Genomic DNA, 15,459 nt, shown 5'->3' with positions numbered 1-15,459 from the left:
CTTCAGGCACACCAAGGCCGTCCTTGTCGGACGGCCTGGTTGTTAATTCAGCCGATTACCATTGATAGGTGGCGCTGGCGACCACGCTGCGCTGATCGCCGAAATAGCAGTAGGAACCATCGCAGGTGGACAGGTAGTCCTTGTCGAACAGGTTGGTGGCGTTGAGTTTCAGCGACGCCCCTTTGAGGCTGTTGTCCAGGCGACCGAGGTCGTAATGCACGGCAGCGTCGAACACCGTGTAGGCGTCGGCCTTGCCCAGCCAGGTGTTGGCCTGGTCGCCATAGGTATTGCCGGTGTAGCGGGCGCCGGCACCGATGCCGAAACCGTCGAGTACGCCGGAGTGCCAGGTGTAGTCCGTCCACAGGGAGGCTTGCTGGTTGGGCATCAGCTGCAGACGGTTGCCTTTGTGGATGCCTTTTTGTACCTCGGACTTGGCCAGGGTGTAGGCCGCGATGACCTTGAGGTTTTCGGTCAGGTCAGACACGGCTTCCAGTTCCAGGCCTTTGACCTTCACTTCGCCAGTCTGGTTGGTGATCGATTCGCCTCCTGCCCCGATGCTGGTGACCAGGACATTCTTCTGGGTCAGGTCGTAGACCGCCGCACTCAGCAGCGTGTTCGAACCCGGTGGTTGATACTTGATACCCAGCTCCCACTGGCTACCTTCCGTGGGTTTATACGATTCGGTCGGTGAAACGCTGGCGTTGCTCGCTGGCTGGAAGGATTCGGCGTAGGAAATGTACGGCACGACACCTGAGTCGAACACATAGCTGAGCGCCGCATTGCCACTGAAGTTCTTGCTGCGATCAGTGTTGGTCGCGTCTTTCTTGTTGAGGTAGGTGGTGCCTTGGTGCACCCAGTCCTCACGGCCACCCAGGGTCAGGCGCCAGTTGTCCAGGGCCATCTGGTCCTGGACGTAGAGGCCGGTCTGAATGGTTTTCTGGTCGTAGTCGTAGTAAGCGTCGGTGCGCGAAGGACGAACAATCGGCTGGCCATAGACCGGGTTGAAGATATTGGTTTTGCCCCCGTCGCCATAGATCGACAGGTACGAAGTGCTGGTGCGCTGGTGGTCCAGGCCGATGAGCACGGTGTGGTCGATGTCGCCGGTGGCGAAGTTGGCCTGGAAGTTGTTGTCGACCGCGAACTGGCCGATGTCTTCGTTGACGTTGGTCGAGGTCCGGCTGATGTTGCCCGCCGCATCAGCCGGGGAGTAGGCATAGGAACCCACGGTCAACTGCTGGAAGGACAGCTCCGATTTGGTGTAGCGCAGGTTCTGACGGAACTGCCAGACATCGTTGAAGCGGTGCTCGAAGGCGTAGCCCAGGGCGTAGTAGGTGCGGTCGTAGAACTCGTAGTCCGGGTCACCCAGGTTCTTGTGATGGGAGACCTCGCCCAGTGGCGACTTGATCTTGGTGCCCTGGATCGGCATGAACTGGCTGGTGGCACCGGTATCGTCGCGGGTGAACTGCGTGAGCAGGGTCAGCTTGGTATCGGTATCGATGTTCCAAGTCAGGCTGGGGGCAATGTTGTAGCGCTTGTTGTCGATGTGGTCGACCTGGGTACCGGCATCGCGCACCACGCCGCTGAGCCCATAGAGGAACTGGCCTTCGTCGTCGATCTTGCCGGTGCTGGCGAAGTTGATCTGGCGGTAGTTGTCGCTGCCGTACTGGATCTGCACGGCATGGCTGGTGTCTGCGCTGGGGCGGCGGCTGACCATGTCCAGCAGGCCACCCGGCGGGGTCTGGCCATACACCGAGGACGCCGGGCCGCGCAGCAGGGCCAGGCGGTCGAGGTTCCAGGTTTCCGCTTTCGGGTTGGCATACACACCGCGGGGCAGGGGCAAGCCGTCGAGGAACTGTGTGGGTTCGAAGCCCCGTACACGCATCCAGTCATAGCGGGTGTCGCTGCCGTAGCTGGCAGAAACAATCCCGGGCATGTAACGCACGGCATCGTCGAGGTTCTGCACGTTGCGGTCTTCCATCTGCTGGCGGGTAGCGACGGAAATCGAGCGCGGAGCCTCAACCAGCGAGGTGTCGGTCTTGGTGCCGGCGGCGGTACGTGTGGCGAGGTAACCGTCGACCGGGCCCCAGGCACTCTCGCCAGCCAGCTGGCCAGTGATATTGGTTTCCGGCAAGGTCACCACGCCTTCCGGTGCCGCCACCAGGCTGTAGGTGCCGGCGCTGCTGTGCTCCAGTTGCAAGCCGGTGCCGCGCAGGGCTTCGCGCAAGGCGCCCGGGGCGTCGAACTGGCCATTGACTGGAGCCGAGGTCTTGCCCGCCGCCAGGGCCGGATTCAGGCTCAGGGCCAGGCCAGCCTGACTGGCAATCTGGTTCAGGGTGCTGGCCAGGGGCGCTGCTGGCAGGTTGTAGGCGCGCACGCTGCTGGCCTGTTCGGCGGCCATCAGCGCTGGGCTGGTCAGGGGGGCGCTGAGCGCGATGGCAACGGCCAAGAGACTGGGGCGCAACAGAGTGTCTAGCGGGCGGTACATACGGCGGCTCCTGAATGGAAATGTTTCGCAATTGCCTAGGTGCCGGACGAGATTGGAAAAGTGATAGGGCAGATTGAAAATAATTTAGATTTAGATTGATTGAGGTTAATTCGCTGGCAAGCCAGCTCCCAAGGGATCGGTGTAGGAGCGGGCTTGCTAGCGAAGGCCACGACACCGACCTCAGCGCTTGGCGTCAGCCTTGGCCACCACCGTCACCCACCAGTCGGTGTGCCGCTCGATCTTCACGGGCAGGGTCGGCAGCAGGGCATTGAGGGCCAGGTCGGTGTCCTGCAACGGGAAGCTGCCGGTGATCCGCAGGTCGGCCACTTCCGGGGCCACGCCCAGGTGACCGCGGCGATAACGGCCCAGCTCATCGATCAGGTCACCGAGGCGGGCGTTGTCCACCACCAACATGCCTCGGGTCCAGGCATCGGCGCCCAGGTTCAGCGCCTGCAGCGGCCCGAGACCGTCGCGGCGCATCAGCACTTGTTGGCCTTCCTTGAACACCTGCTCGTCCTGGCCGGCTTCCGGCCGTGCCGCCACCGCCGATTGCAGCACGCCGAGGCGGGTGCCCTGGTCTTCACGCTTGACCAGGAAGCGCGTACCCAGGGCACGCATCCGGCCGTCGCGGGTTTCGACGATGAAGGGGCGACTGTCGTTGTGCCCGGTCTCGATGAGGATTTCGCCTTCCTGGAGAACGATTCGGCGCTGCTTCTCATCGAAGCGCACATCCAGCGCACTGTGGGTATTGAGGTTGATCACCGTGCCGTCTGTCAGGCGTAGGGTGCGCTGCTCACCGGTGGCGGTGCGCTGGTCGGCCAGCCAGTAGTCCACCGGCAGGTAGCGCTCGCTGGCAAACAGCGCCAGCCCCGCCACCAGCACCACGCTGGCGACTCCGCGTCCCATTTTGCGCACGCGCCGGCGCAGGCCTTCGCGAGATTGCACCAAGGCATTGCGGGCCGGGCCGGCCGCCACGCTAAAGCGCTGGTCGAGCATGCCCAACTGGCGCCAGGCGCGGGCGTGTTCTTCATGGGCGGCATGCCATTTGGCGAACTCTTCGCGCTCCACGGCACTGGCGCCGCCGTCCAGGGACAGTTGCCAGGCAATGGCGGCATCCAGCACCCGGGCGGACACCGGCTTGGAGCTGATGGGGGTCATACCGGCTCCCCGTACAGGGCGATGTAGCACTGGCGGATGCCCTGGGCCAGGTACTGACGCACCCGTGGCACCGAGACCCCCAGGCGTTCGGCGATCTCGGCGTGGCTCAGGCCGTCGAGGCGGTTATAGAGGAAGGCCATGCGCGCCTTGCTGGAGAGTTTGCCCAACAGGCGGTCGATGGCCTTGAGGTCTTCGAGGATCATCTGCTGCTCTTCCGGCGACGGTTGTTCGCCTTCGGGGATCAACATCAGTTCACTGAGGTAGGCCTGTTCCAGGGCGGCGCGGCGGAAGTAGTCGAACAGCAGGCCCTTGGCGATGGCCACCAGAAAGGCCCTGGGTTCCCGTGGAGCCTTGAGTTCATCGCGGCCCAGCAGGCGCACGAAGGTGTCCTGGCTCAGGTCCTCGGCCCGTTGAGCGCAGGCAACGTTGCGCCGCAGCCAGGCCAATAGCCAACGGCGATGGTCGCGATACAGCGCACCAACCAGCTCATTGTGGGGGCTTTGGACTGACGACAACGGGGCTCACCGATCGAGAAGTTTAAAATAACGAGAACTATTCGCGATTGTGGCAGAGGCGAAACACAGGCGCAATTGGCGCTGGTCGGCTGCTCTTTCCCGAGGGTTGCACGCTTTTTTCTGATGTGGCGAGGGAGCCTGTGCCCTCGCTACGGTCAATTGCCGCGGATCAGAACGAGTGTGCCTGCTGGCGGCGTTTCCATTGGCTGAGGCGCTGTTGCAGGTTCAGCGGGCTGTCAATCTGCTGCTGGCGGGCACGGTTGAACAGGATCAGTGCCAGCTCTGCGGTGGCCAGGGCGTCGGCCGCTGCGTGGTGACGCTCGGCCACTTGCAGCTTGAACACGTTGATCCAGTCATCCAGGCCGGCCTCACGGAAAGCGGCCTTGGGACAGAGCATGGGCGCCATGTCCGCCACGTCGAGGAAACTGTGCTGCAGGCGATAGCCCAGGCTGTCCTTGAGTGCCCGACCGAGCATGTGCTGGTCGAAGGGGGCATGAAACGCCAGGAGCGGGCTGTCACCGACGAACTCCATGAAGTCCAGCAGAGCCTCCACCGGATCGCAGCCGGCGGCGATGGCGCTGGGCCCCAGGCCATGGATCAGCACGCTGGGGCTGAGCTTGTGGCCTTCACGCTGCAGGGTGCGTTCGAACTGCTGGCTGAAGTCGATGGCACCGTCCTCGATCACCACCGCGCCGATGGACAGCACCTGATCGCGGTTGAGGTTGAGGCCGGTGGTTTCCAGGTCCACCACCACCCAGCGTTGCTCTCGCAGGCTGCACTCACCCAGCTCGGTGAACGCGGGCAGGCGGTCGCGGCGTTGTTGCTGTTGGGCCGTCAGGACGCTGACGGCGGGACGGAACCAGGCAAACAGGCTCATGACTGATAGCTCATAACTGGTAGCGCAGGGCCAGGCTGCTTTGCAGGCGCTGGGCCTGGCGCAGGGACTCGCGCAGGATGCGTCGGTCCAGGTGATTGAGGCTGTCGGGGTCGACCCGATTGGAATAGGGCTGGTTCTCCCGGGTCTGGCGTTGATGTTGCTGCATGCGGGTCTGCTGGATGAAGTGGTAGGCCTCTTCATAAGCGGCGCCGTCCAGGGGCTCGATGACCTGCTTGGACACCAGCTGGCGCAGACGCTCCAGGGTGTTGATGGCGCCGATGCCGTTGGCCAGGGCCAGCAGCCGGGCGCCATCGACGAAGGGGGTGAGGCCCTGGACCTTGAGGTCGAGGGTGGCTTTTTCGCCGTTCTTTTTGGCCAGGACGAATTCGCGGAAGCGGCCCACGGGCGGGCGCTGGCGCAAGGCGTTTTCCGCCAGCATGCGCTGGAACAGACGGTTGTCGCCGACTTGGTCGAGGATGGCCCGGCGCAGTTGTTCGGCGCCTTGTTCATCGCCCCAGACCACCCGCAGATCGAAATAGATGCTCGAACCCAGCAGGTTCTCCGGTGTTGCCTCGCGGATGAAGGCGGCAAAGCGTCGGGCCCATTCGGCTCGGGACAGGCACAGCTCGGGGTTGCCGGCCATGATGTTGCCCTTGCACAGGGTAAAGCCGCACAGCGCCAGGCTCTGGTTGATCTGCTGGGCGATGGGCAGCAGCTTGCCGCGGATCTCGGCGGCGTGGGCCGCGTCTCGGGCCTCGAACAGGATGCCGTTGTCCTGGTCGGTGTGCAGGGTCTGTTCGCGCCGGCCTTCGCTGCCGAAGCACAACCAGCTGAAGGGCACGCCGGGGTCGCCCTTGTCCGCCAGGGTCAACTCGATCACCCGGCATACGGTGTGATCGTTGAGCAGGGTGATGATGTGGGTGATCTGGGTCGACGACGCACCGTGGGCCAGCATGCGCTCCACCAGTTGGCCGATCTCGCCTCGCAGCGCCACCAGGTGTTCCACCCGGGGAGCATTGCGGATGGTTCGCGCCAGGTGCACCAGATCGACCCGTTGCAGGGAAAACAGGTCGCGCTCGGAGACCACGCCGCACAGGCGCTGGTCTTTCACCAGGCAGACGTGGGCGATATGGCGCTCGGTCATGGCGATGGCGGCGTCGAAGGCACTGTGGTCCGGGCTGAGGAAGAAAGGGGCCTGGGTCATGTGCTGTTCGATGGGCTGGTTGAGGTCCTGGGTGCGGTCGGCGACGACCTGGCGCAGGTCCCTCAGGGTGAAGATCCCCAGGGGTGCCTTGTGCTCGTCCACCACCACGATGCTGCCCACCTGTTGCTCGTGCATCAGCGCCACGGCCTCACGCAGCGGCATCTGTGGGGCGCAGGCGACCGGATGACGCATGGCCAGTTCGCCCAGGCGGGTGTTCAGCGAGTATTGGGTGCCAAGGGTTTCCACGGCCTTTTGCTTGACCTGCTGATTGACCTGATCCAGCAGGCTGCTGACCCCGCGCAAGGCGAAATCGCGGAACTCGTCGGACAAGGCGAAGAGTTTGATGAAGGCGCTCTTGTTCAATTGCAGGCAGAAGGTGTCTTCGGCGGCCCGGTGTTCGGTGCGGGTGGCGCGTTCGCCCAGCAGTGCAGCCAGGGGAAAACATTCGCCGGTGGTGATTTCGAAGGTGGTTTCGGTGCTGCCCTTGGCGGCGTGGGTGCGTTCGCCCACCACGCGTCCCTGCTTGACGATATAGAAGTGCTCAACCGGGCCGTCGGCGGGCTTGATGATGCTGTCGCCGGGCCCGTAGAAACGCAGATGGCATTGTTCCACCAGATAGGCCAGGTGGAGGTTTTCCATCTGGTTGAAGGGCGGGAACCGCTGCAGGAACTGCACGGTCCCCTGGATGTTCTGCAACACCGCGGTCTTCCCTGCCTGGGTGAAGGCGTCCGCTTTACTCATAACGATTACCGCAGTCTTTTTGGATTTGTTGTGGTCGGATCACGGCAATGGTCGGACTCCCAGCGCGAGGTGCCCATTGGACGTAAGTCTAGGTAGCGGCCGGAGCCCGGACATTTGGCTTTGAGCGGCGTTTAATCAATGCAAAAAAGCTCTGATCAAGGCTCTTGGCAATTTTTCCGACGAAGTGCACATTGGAGGTCTGCTTAGCGATGTCTGACCAATGTGCTAGGGGATTGATCTGTTCATGTAGAGAAATGTATGCCCGACCACGATATTTTGAGTGACGCCGAGCGCGAGGCGCTGAGTGCAGTCATGCTGGAGCCGGATCTGCCGGCCCAGCGGGTATTGATTGCCGATGACGACAAGGATGCACGGGAACTGCTGGCGGAAATTCTTGGCCTGGATGGTATCCGTTGCATCACGGCTGCCAGCGGCAAGGCCGCTCTTGAATTACTCGAATCGAACAAGTCCATCGGCCTGCTGATCACCGATCTGCGCATGGCGCCCTGCAGTGGTCTTGACCTGATTCGCCAGGTGCGGGAATCGGAACGGGCGGCGCTGCCGATCATCATCATTTCCGGTGACGCCGATGTGCGCGACGCCATCGCTGCCATGCACTTGAGCGTGGTGGACTTCCTGCTCAAACCCATCGACACCGGCAAGTTGCTGGCCCTGGTCAAACACGAACTGGGTGTCATTCACTGAGCTGCAAGCGCCGAGTCAGGGCGACACACTAAAAAGCCCCGGCGGACCGGGGCTTTTTGTCTGTTGCCAGGCGTGCTTACAGGCCGTTCTTGGCCTTGAACTCGCGACGACGACGGTGCAATACCGGCTCGGTGTAGCCGTTAGGCTGCTTGGTGCCTTCGATCACCAGCTCCAGGGCGGCCTGGAAGGCGATGTTGCTGTCGAAGTCCGGAGCCAGCGGGCGGTACAGCGGGTCACCGGCGTTCTGCCGGTCGACCACCGGGGCCATGCGCTTGAGGCTTTCCAGCACCTGCGCCTGGGTGACCACACCGTGGCGCAGCCAGTTGGCGATGTGCTGGCTGGAGATGCGCAGGGTGGCGCGGTCTTCCATCAGGCCAACGTCGTTGATGTCCGGCACTTTCGAGCAACCCACGCCCTGGTCGATCCAGCGCACCACGTAACCGAGAATGCCCTGGGCGTTGTTGTCCAGTTCGTTCTTGATCTGCTCGGCCGACCAGTTGGTGTCGCTGGCCAGAGGGATGGTCAGGATGTCGTCCACCGAAGCGCGGGCACGCTTGGCCAGTTCGGCCTGACGGGCGAACACGTCGACCTTGTGGTAGTGCAGTACGTGCAGGGCGGCGGCGGTCGGCGACGGCACCCAGGCGGTGTTGGCACCGGCCAGCGGGTGGGCGATTTTCTGTTCGAGCATGGCGGCCATCAGGTCCGGCATGGCCCACATGCCCTTGCCGATCTGCGCACGGCCTTGCAGGCCGGTGGACAGGCCGATATCGACGTTCCAGTTCTCGTAGGCGCCGATCCATTTCTCGGCCTTCATGTCGGCCTTGCGCACCATGGCGCCGGCTTCCATGGAGGTGTGGATCTCGTCACCGGTGCGGTCGAGGAAGCCGGTGTTGATGAACACCACGCGCTCGCTGGCCGCCTTGATGCAGGCCTTGAGGTTGACCGTGGTGCGGCGCTCCTCGTCCATGATCCCGACTTTCAGGGTATTGCGCGGCAGGTTCAGCACCTCTTCGATGCGGCCGAACAGTTCGTTGGTGAACGCGGCTTCTTCAGGGCCGTGCATCTTCGGCTTGACGATGTACACCGAGCCGGTGCGGCTGTTCTTGCGCGAGGTGTTGCCGTTGAGGTTGTGGATCGCCGCGAGGCTGGTAACCAGGCCGTCGAGGATGCCTTCCGGCACTTCGTTGCCATGCTTGTCGAGGATCGCGTCGATGGTCATCAGGTGGCCGACGTTACGCACGAACAGCAGCGAACGGCCGTGCAGCTTCACCGGCTCACCGTTGACGCCGGTGTACTCGCGGTCGGCATTCATGGTGCGGGTAAAGGACTTGCCGCCCTTGGAAACCTCTTCCGCCAGGTCGCCCGTCATCAGGCCGAGCCAGTTGCGGTAGATCACCACCTTGTCGTCGGCATCAACCGCGGCAACCGAGTCTTCGCAGTCCATGATGGTGGTCAGGGCCGCTTCCATCAGCAGGTCCTTGACCCCGGCGGCGTCGGTCTGGCCGACCGGGCTTGCGGCGTCGATCTGGATCTCGAAGTGCAGACCGTTGTGCTTGAGCAGGATCGCGCTAGGAGCTGCGGCGTCGCCCTGGTAGCCGATCAGTTGCGCGTCGTTGCGCAGGCCGCTGTTGCTGCCGCCCTTGAGGCCCACCACCAGCTTGCCGCCGACGATCTTGTAGCTCACGGAGTCCACGTGGGAGCCGGCGGTCAGTGGCGCCGATTCATCGAGGAAGGCGCGGGCGAAGGCGATGACCTTGTCGCCGCGAACCTTGTTGTAGCCTTTGCCTTTTTCCGCGCCATCGGCTTCGCTGATGGCGTCGGTGCCGTACAGCGCGTCGTACAGCGAGCCCCAGCGGGCGTTGGAGGCGTTGAGGGCGAAGCGCGCGTTCATCACCGGCACTACCAGCTGCGGGCCGGCCATGTGGGCGATTTCTTCATCGACGTTCTGGGTGCTGGCCTGGAAGTCAGCCGCTTCTGGCAGCAGGTAGCCGATGTCTTGCAGGAAGGCTTTGTAGGCCACGGCATCGTGTGCCTGGCCGGCACGGGACTGGTGCCAGGCATCGATCCGTGCCTGGAAATCATCGCGTTTGGCGAGTAGGGCTTTGTTCTTCGGCGCCAGGTCGTGGATGACCTTGTCGGCACCGGCCCAGAATGCGTCGGCGGTGAGGCCGGTACCGGGAATGGCTTCGTTGTTCACGAAGTCGAACAGGACTCTGGCGACCTGCAGGCCACCGACTTGAACGTGTTCAGTCATTGCTTGCCTCACTCTGCTCAGCTATTTCGCTTTTCAGCTCTTCAAATTAACAATGAAGCCGGCGGCCATTTAAAGCACAACCCTGTTCACCAGTACATGCCATTGCTGGCGGCTGGGTGCTTCCAATCAACGGCGGAGCCTTGCTGATGGGCGGTTGCGAGGGTTGCGATCAGGCCTTGGCAGACATCGTTCCAACGTTATGTAGTGCGCGCTGCGGCATACTACATGATGAATTGCGCTTGTGAAAATTAGACTAAATACGTCGTTCCGCGACTTAAGAATGCAGTGCGGTCACGCTGGGGAACGTGATGTTCTCAAAAAAGCTGGTGGATTGTTCCATATAAATACAAAAAGTTGTACACGATTTGTGTTTTGCCCTGTGCGCCCACGTAGGAGCCGGATTGCCGGCGAGTGGGCCTTCGGGGGGCGTCGGCCTTGCGGGCACTTTCGCTGGCAAGCCAGCGCCTACGCAAGCTGCTGCGATGTGGGTTGGAAGGCGCGGGGAGTGAGGCTGCCTATAATTGCTCTTTCATCAAGCAAAGAGGGCTGCGCCATGGACCATCTCGTTCTCACGGTTTTCGCCCCGGACAAGGCCGGACAGGTCGAGCGTATTGCCCAGTGCATCGCCGAGCACGGCGGCAACTGGCTGGAAAGCCGTCTGTCGCGCATGGCGGGGCAGTTTGCCGGCATCTTGCGGGTCGGGGTCCCGGCCGAGGCCTACGATGAGCTGGTGGATGCCTTGCAGGGGCTCTCCGCCCAGGGCATCCGGGTATTGATCGCCGAAAGCGGCATCGAGCAGTCCTGCACCTGGAAACCCATCGCCATGGAGCTGGTGGGCAATGATCGTCCGGGAATCGTCCGGGATATCACCCGCTTGCTGGCGGAGCAGGGGGTCAACCTTGAACGGCTGGTGACCGAGGTGCGCCCAGCGCCCATGAGCAGCGAGCCGTTGTTTCATGCCGAGGCGATTCTGGCGGTGCCCCTGACGTTGTCCCTGGAGGTATTGCAGTCGCGCCTGGAAACCCTGGCCGACGATCTGATGGTGGAGTTGGTGCTGCGCAGCGAGGTCTGAACACCGTCCCGCAGGTTATCCCAGTAATCCGTGCATGCGCCTGTGGATAACCTGTAGAGACCTGTCGCCAGCCCAGTGCAGCCGCGGCTTAGCCCGCTCTGATCAAAAAACCAGCAGTTTCAAGGGCTTGTGCACAAACGGCGGGGATCAGGTTGTGGATAACCTTGGGAAGAACCGCTGCAGGCCACGAATGGCCTGGCCTGCAGGGCGTTGTACGTTTATTGATCAGCGGCGGCCGCGCAGGCTGAGCCAGGCATCGACGCTGTACACCGCCAGGCCGGCCCAGATGAACATGAACGCCAGCAAGGTGCTGGAGGACAGGTGTTCGCCAAACAGCAGCACCGCTTGCAGCAGCACCAGGGTTGGCGCCAGGTACTGAAGGAAGCCCAGGGTGGTGTAGGGCAAGTGCCGAGCCGCGGCGTTGAAGCACACCAGCGGGATCAGCGTGACCGGGCCGGCGGCTACGAGCCACCAGGCTTCGGAGCTGGTCCAGAAGGCGGCATGGGCACTGCTGGCTTCGGGGTGCAGGAGCAGCCAGGCCATGGCGATGGGCACCAGCATCCAGGTTTCCACCACCAGCCCGGGCAAGGCCTTGACCGGGGCCTGTTTACGGATCAGGCCATAGAAGCCGAAGCTCAGGGCCAGTATCAGTGAGACCCAGGGCAAACTGCCTACTTGCCACACTTGCTGGGCCACGCCCACCGCCGCCAGGATCACCGCCAGCCACTGCATGCGCCGCAGGCGTTCGCCAAGAATCAGCATGCCCAGCAGCACATTGATCAGGGGATTGATGTAGTAGCCCAGGCTGGCCTCAAGCATGCGCCCATTGTTCACGGCCCAGACATAGGTCAGCCAGTTGCCGGCGATCAGGGTGCCACTCAGGGCCAGGATGGCCAGGCGCCTGGGGTTTTCTCGCAGCTCGCGCCACCAGCCGGGATGTTTCCATACCATCAGCAACACAGCGCCGAACAGCGCCGACCAGAGTACCCGGTGGACGATGATTTCCACGGCCGGAACGCTGGCGATGGCTTTGAAGTAGATCGGAAACAGACCCCAGATGATGTAGGCGGTCAGGCCCAGGATGTACCCGCGACGCGGGTTGGCGGCTTGCATGCAGAGTCCTTGCTTAGGCAGCTAACGAAGACGGGATTGTAAGGACAATTGTCAGGACATGTCCTGACTTTTGCGCCGCCCGTTTCTGCGGGGGAGGGCTGGTGGGCGAAGGCGAACTTACGGGCCTCTTCGCTGGCGAGCCAGCTCCTGCGGTTGGCGTTGTATCGAGGCGGATTCTTGTAGGAGCCGGCTTGCCGGCGAAGGCGACCGCATGGGCCTCTTCGCTGCCAAGCCAGCTCCTGCAGGCAGGGTCAGAACAGTTTGAGAGGTTCTTCGTTGAGGGCCGCCAGCTGTTCGCGCAGGGCCAGGACCTGATCCCCCCAGTAACGTTCGCTGCCGAACCAGGGGAAGCTGTGGGGAAAGGCCGGATCGTCCCAGCGTCGTGCCAGCCAGGCGCTGTAGTGCATCAGGCGCAGCGCTCGCAGCGGTTCGATCAGGGCCAGTTCCCGCGGGTCGAAATCATGGAACTCGCTGTAGCCGTCCATCAGTTCGGAGAGCTGGCTGAGGCACTCCTGGCGGTCGCCGGCCAGCATCATCCACAGGTCCTGCACCGCCGGGCCCATGCGGCAGTCGTCCAGGTCGACGATATGGAACATCTCGTCGCGGCACATCATGTTGCCGGGGTGGCAATCGCCGTGCATGCGGATGTTCTGGTGCGGGGTGGCCTGGTAGACCTCTTCCACCCGCTTGAGCAGGTCCCGGGCCACGGACTCGTAGGCCGGCAGCAGGCTCTTGGGAATGAAGTTGCCTTGCAGCAGGGTCGCCAGTGAGTCATGACCGAAGTTCTTCACGCCCAGGGCTTCGCGGTGCTCGAAGGGGCGGGTGGCGCCCACGGCATGCAGGCGACCGAGCAATTGCCCGAGGCGATAGAGTTGATCCAGGTTGCCCGGTTCGGGCGCGCGCCCGCCACGTCGGGGAAACAGGGCGAAGCGAAAGCCCGCATGCTCGAACAGGCTGGCACCGTCGTGGATGATCGGTGCGACCACCGGCACATCGCACTCGGCGAGTTCGAAGGTGAAGCGGTGTTCTTCCAGGATCGCTTCGTTGGTCCAGCGCTGGGGGCGGTAGAACTTGGCGATCAGCGGTTCGCCTTCGTCGATGCCGACTTGATAGACGCGATTTTCGTAGCTGTTGAGCGCCAGCACGCGGGCGTCGCTGAGAAAACCGATGCTTTCAACGGCGTCCAGAACCAGGTCGGGGGTCAGTGTTTCAAACGGGTGCGACATGCTTACTCCTGCGCGCAGCAGGCTGCCGCGTCCGGCCAAGCATGGTAACGCAGACGGGGAGCCAGCGGGGGAGGGTTTGCTGGTGGTTCGGCCGGGCGCCAGGTTGGCCGGCGAGCCGGCTGCTACGGATGTAGGAGCCGGTTGGGCGCGGGGCGGGTTCAGGCGCCGATGATGCCGCCGTCTTCCCGGGTGATAGCCATCACCGAGGAGCGCGGCTTGCCGTTGGGCAGGTGCTCGGGGAAGGTTGAGCCACCGGTTTCTCCCGGGTGCTGGATGCCGACGAACAGGGTCTTCTGGTCCGGGGCGAAGGCGATCCCGGTGACTTCGCAGCCCACAGGTCCGACCATGAAACGACGGATTTCACCGCTGTCCGGGTCGGCGCAGAGCATCTGGTTATTGCCCATGCCGGCAAAATCGCCGCTGTTGCTGTAGTCGCCGTCGGTGAGGATCCACAGGCGTCCGGCTTGGTCGAAACCCAGGCCGTCGGGGCTGTTGAACATGTTCTCTGGGGTGATGTTGGAGGAGCCGCCCTTGGGCTGGCCGGCATGCACAGCGGGGTTGCCGGCGACCACGAACAGGTCCCAGGAAAAACTCATCGCGCCATGATCGTCGCCGCCGGTGCGCCAGCGCAGGATCTGTCCGTAGACATTCTTCTCCCGCGGGTTGGGGCCACCTGCTGGCTGGCCGTCTTCGCCACGCTTGGCGTTGTTGGTCAGGGTGCAATAGACCTGGCCGTCCTTGGGACTGACCACAATCCATTCCGGGCGGTCCATGCGCGTGGCCTGGACCACGCTGGCCGCCAGGCGTGCCTGGATCAGTACCTGGGCCTGGTCGGCGAAGCCGCTGCTGGCGTCGATGCCGTTCTTGCCGTGAGTCAACTCGATCCACTGGCCCTGGCCCTTGGGACGGTCCGGGTTGCCGTCGCCGGCATCGAAGCGCGCCACGTACAGGGTGCCGTGGTCCAGCAGGTCGCGGTTGGCCTTGGGGTTGCGGTGGTTGATCTTGTCGCGGCTGATGAACTTGTAGATGAATTCCCCGCGCTCATCGTCGCCCATGTAGACCACGGCGCGGCCGTCGCGGGTTTGCGCCAGGGCCGCGTTTTCATGCTTGAAGCGGCCCAGGGCGGTGCGTTTGACCGGGGTCGATTGCGGGTCGAAGGGATCGATTTCCACCACCCAGCCGTGACGGTTGAGCTCGTTGGGATTCTTGGCCAGGTCGAAACGCGGATCGTGGGGGTGCCAGTTGATGTCCTTGCTGGTCACCACCGCGCCGTAGCGTTTCTGCGCGGCGTCGAACTTCTGCTCGGGGTTGCTGCTGCCGAAGCAGTCGGTGAAGTTCTCTTCGCAGGTCAGGTAGGTGCCCCAGGGGGTCTTGCCGTTGGCGCAGTTCTGGAAGGTGCCGAGGACTTTCCTGCCCTTGGGGTCGGCAGCGGTCTTGAGCAGGTCGTGACCGGCGGCAGGGCCGCTGAGGCGGATTGGCGTGTTGCCGTGGATGCGCCGGTTGTAGCGTGAACCCTGGACGAACTGCCACTGGCCGTTCTTGCGCTGCACTTCGATGACCGACACCCCTTCGCTGGCCTGGGCCTTGCGCACGTCCTCGGCCGATTGCGGCTGGCCGCCGTGGGAATAGAGGTAGCGGTAGTTGGTGTATTCGTTGTTGATCGCCATCAGTGCCCGGTGCTTGTCGTCCGGGAAGGCGAACAGGCTCATGCCGTCGTTGTTGTCGCCAAACTGCACTTCCTGGGCCTGGGCGGTGCCATTGCCGCTGGGGTCGAAGGCCGGCCCGTTCTTGGTCAGCGGCTGGCCCCAACTGATCAGTACCGAGGATTTGTAGCCCGCCGGCAGGGTGATGTTGTCGCTGGTGGCGGCGGCAATGCCGGCAAAACCCAGCAGCTGGCTGTTGCCGGCGCTGACACTGGTGGCCAGGGCGCTGCGGCCGAGCAGTCCGCCACCGAGAAACAGGGCGGCGCCGCACAGGGCACCGGCACCGATGAAACCCCGGCGGCTGAGGCCGACCATCTGTTCCAGGTCGGTGGGTTGGTCTTCTTCTAACAGGCTCATAGCAGGCTCCCTGCGGGTTTTTGCAGCCACCTTAATGAGCGCCTATGAC

General features: G+C 63.3%; 11 protein-coding genes. 2 read left to right on the top strand and 9 right to left on the bottom strand.

Annotated elements, in window-relative coordinates; genetic code table 11:
- Positions 1 to 55: 55 nt before the first annotated feature.
- The 5 genes from Q8O96_RS15225 to Q8O96_RS15205 form a co-directional block, all read right to left on the bottom strand.
- Positions 56 to 2,485, bottom strand: a complete 2,430-nt coding sequence (locus tag Q8O96_RS15225) for a TonB-dependent siderophore receptor (protein WP_305949052.1) — start codon at positions 2,483 to 2,485, stop codon at positions 56 to 58.
- A 180-nt stretch (positions 2,486 to 2,665) separates the two neighbouring features.
- Positions 2,666 to 3,643: a FecR domain-containing protein gene (locus tag Q8O96_RS15220; protein WP_305949051.1), complete on the bottom strand. Its 978-nt coding sequence runs from the start codon at positions 3,641 to 3,643 to the stop codon at positions 2,666 to 2,668.
- Positions 3,640 to 4,158 (bottom strand): RNA polymerase sigma factor, encoded by a 519-nt coding sequence (locus tag Q8O96_RS15215; protein WP_102861966.1) that lies wholly within the window; start codon positions 4,156 to 4,158, stop codon positions 3,640 to 3,642. The genes Q8O96_RS15220 and Q8O96_RS15215 overlap by 4 nt, the downstream gene beginning before the upstream one ends.
- Positions 4,159 to 4,327: 169 nt before the next feature.
- Positions 4,328 to 5,035, bottom strand: coding sequence for a PolC-type DNA polymerase III (locus Q8O96_RS15210; RefSeq protein ID WP_115581090.1), 708 nt, complete (start codon positions 5,033 to 5,035; stop codon positions 4,328 to 4,330).
- A 10-nt stretch (positions 5,036 to 5,045) separates the two neighbouring features.
- Positions 5,046 to 6,980 (bottom strand): putative nucleotidyltransferase substrate binding domain-containing protein, encoded by a 1,935-nt coding sequence (locus tag Q8O96_RS15205; protein WP_305949050.1) that lies wholly within the window; start codon positions 6,978 to 6,980, stop codon positions 5,046 to 5,048.
- 258 nt (positions 6,981 to 7,238) lie between these two features.
- On the opposite strand from Q8O96_RS15205, the gene Q8O96_RS15200 reads away from it, so the two are divergent.
- Positions 7,239 to 7,685 carry a response regulator gene (locus tag Q8O96_RS15200; protein WP_102861963.1) on the top strand — a complete coding sequence of 149 codons (447 nt, stop codon included), beginning with the start codon at positions 7,239 to 7,241 and terminating at the stop codon, positions 7,683 to 7,685.
- A gap of 76 nt (positions 7,686 to 7,761) precedes the next feature.
- Here Q8O96_RS15200 and Q8O96_RS15195 read toward each other — a convergent pair whose 3' ends face one another.
- Positions 7,762 to 9,939: a malate synthase G gene (locus Q8O96_RS15195; protein ID WP_305949049.1), complete on the bottom strand. Its 2,178-nt coding sequence runs from the start codon at positions 9,937 to 9,939 to the stop codon at positions 7,762 to 7,764.
- Positions 9,940 to 10,492: 553 nt separating this feature from the next.
- Here Q8O96_RS15195 and Q8O96_RS15190 point away from each other — a divergent pair.
- The gene (locus tag Q8O96_RS15190) at positions 10,493 to 11,011 is read left to right on the top strand and encodes a glycine cleavage system protein R (RefSeq protein WP_016964741.1); all 519 of its coding nucleotides are present in this window, start codon (positions 10,493 to 10,495) and stop codon (positions 11,009 to 11,011) included.
- A gap of 225 nt (positions 11,012 to 11,236) precedes the next feature.
- Here Q8O96_RS15190 and rarD read toward each other — a convergent pair whose 3' ends face one another.
- The 3 genes from rarD to Q8O96_RS15175 form a co-directional block, all read right to left on the bottom strand.
- The gene (rarD, locus tag Q8O96_RS15185; RefSeq protein WP_115581087.1) at positions 11,237 to 12,124 is read right to left on the bottom strand and encodes an EamA family transporter RarD; all 888 of its coding nucleotides are present in this window, start codon (positions 12,122 to 12,124) and stop codon (positions 11,237 to 11,239) included.
- Positions 12,125 to 12,375: 251 nt separating this feature from the next.
- Positions 12,376 to 13,350, bottom strand: a complete 975-nt coding sequence (locus tag Q8O96_RS15180; protein WP_102861960.1) for a serine/threonine protein kinase — start codon at positions 13,348 to 13,350, stop codon at positions 12,376 to 12,378.
- Between the two features lie 158 nt (positions 13,351 to 13,508).
- Positions 13,509 to 15,410 carry a PhoX family phosphatase gene (locus Q8O96_RS15175; RefSeq protein ID WP_170002873.1) on the bottom strand — a complete coding sequence of 634 codons (1,902 nt, stop codon included), beginning with the start codon at positions 15,408 to 15,410 and terminating at the stop codon, positions 13,509 to 13,511.
- Between the last annotated feature and the right edge of the window lie 49 nt (positions 15,411 to 15,459).

It is taken from the genome of Pseudomonas sp. LPH60 (genome assembly GCF_030718165.1).
Lineage (GTDB): Bacteria > Pseudomonadota > Gammaproteobacteria > Pseudomonadales > Pseudomonadaceae > Aquipseudomonas > Aquipseudomonas danubii.
Note: the sequence above shows the minus strand (reverse complement) of the source record. Positions and strands in the feature narration are given on the sequence as shown.

Excerpts from the sequence above, each read along its gene's own strand:
- Q8O96_RS15225 (WP_305949052.1), bottom strand. The coding sequence starts at position 2,485 with ATGTACCGCCCGCTAGACACTCTGTTGCGCCCCAGTCTCTTGGCCGTT.
- Q8O96_RS15220 (WP_305949051.1), bottom strand. The coding sequence starts at position 3,643 with ATGACCCCCATCAGCTCCAAGCCGGTGTCCGCCCGGGTGCTGGATGCC.
- Q8O96_RS15210 (WP_115581090.1), bottom strand. The coding sequence starts at position 5,035 with ATGAGCCTGTTTGCCTGGTTCCGTCCCGCCGTCAGCGTCCTGACGGCC.
- Q8O96_RS15205 (WP_305949050.1), bottom strand. The coding sequence starts at position 6,980 with ATGAGTAAAGCGGACGCCTTCACCCAGGCAGGGAAGACCGCGGTGTTG.
- Q8O96_RS15200 (WP_102861963.1), top strand. The coding sequence starts at position 7,239 with ATGCCCGACCACGATATTTTGAGTGACGCCGAGCGCGAGGCGCTGAGT.
- Q8O96_RS15195 (WP_305949049.1), bottom strand. The coding sequence starts at position 9,939 with ATGACTGAACACGTTCAAGTCGGTGGCCTGCAGGTCGCCAGAGTCCTG.
- Q8O96_RS15190 (WP_016964741.1), top strand. The coding sequence starts at position 10,493 with ATGGACCATCTCGTTCTCACGGTTTTCGCCCCGGACAAGGCCGGACAG.
- rarD (WP_115581087.1), bottom strand. The coding sequence starts at position 12,124 with ATGCAAGCCGCCAACCCGCGTCGCGGGTACATCCTGGGCCTGACCGCC.
- Q8O96_RS15180 (WP_102861960.1), bottom strand. The coding sequence starts at position 13,350 with ATGTCGCACCCGTTTGAAACACTGACCCCCGACCTGGTTCTGGACGCC.
- Q8O96_RS15175 (WP_170002873.1), bottom strand. The coding sequence starts at position 15,410 with ATGAGCCTGTTAGAAGAAGACCAACCCACCGACCTGGAACAGATGGTC.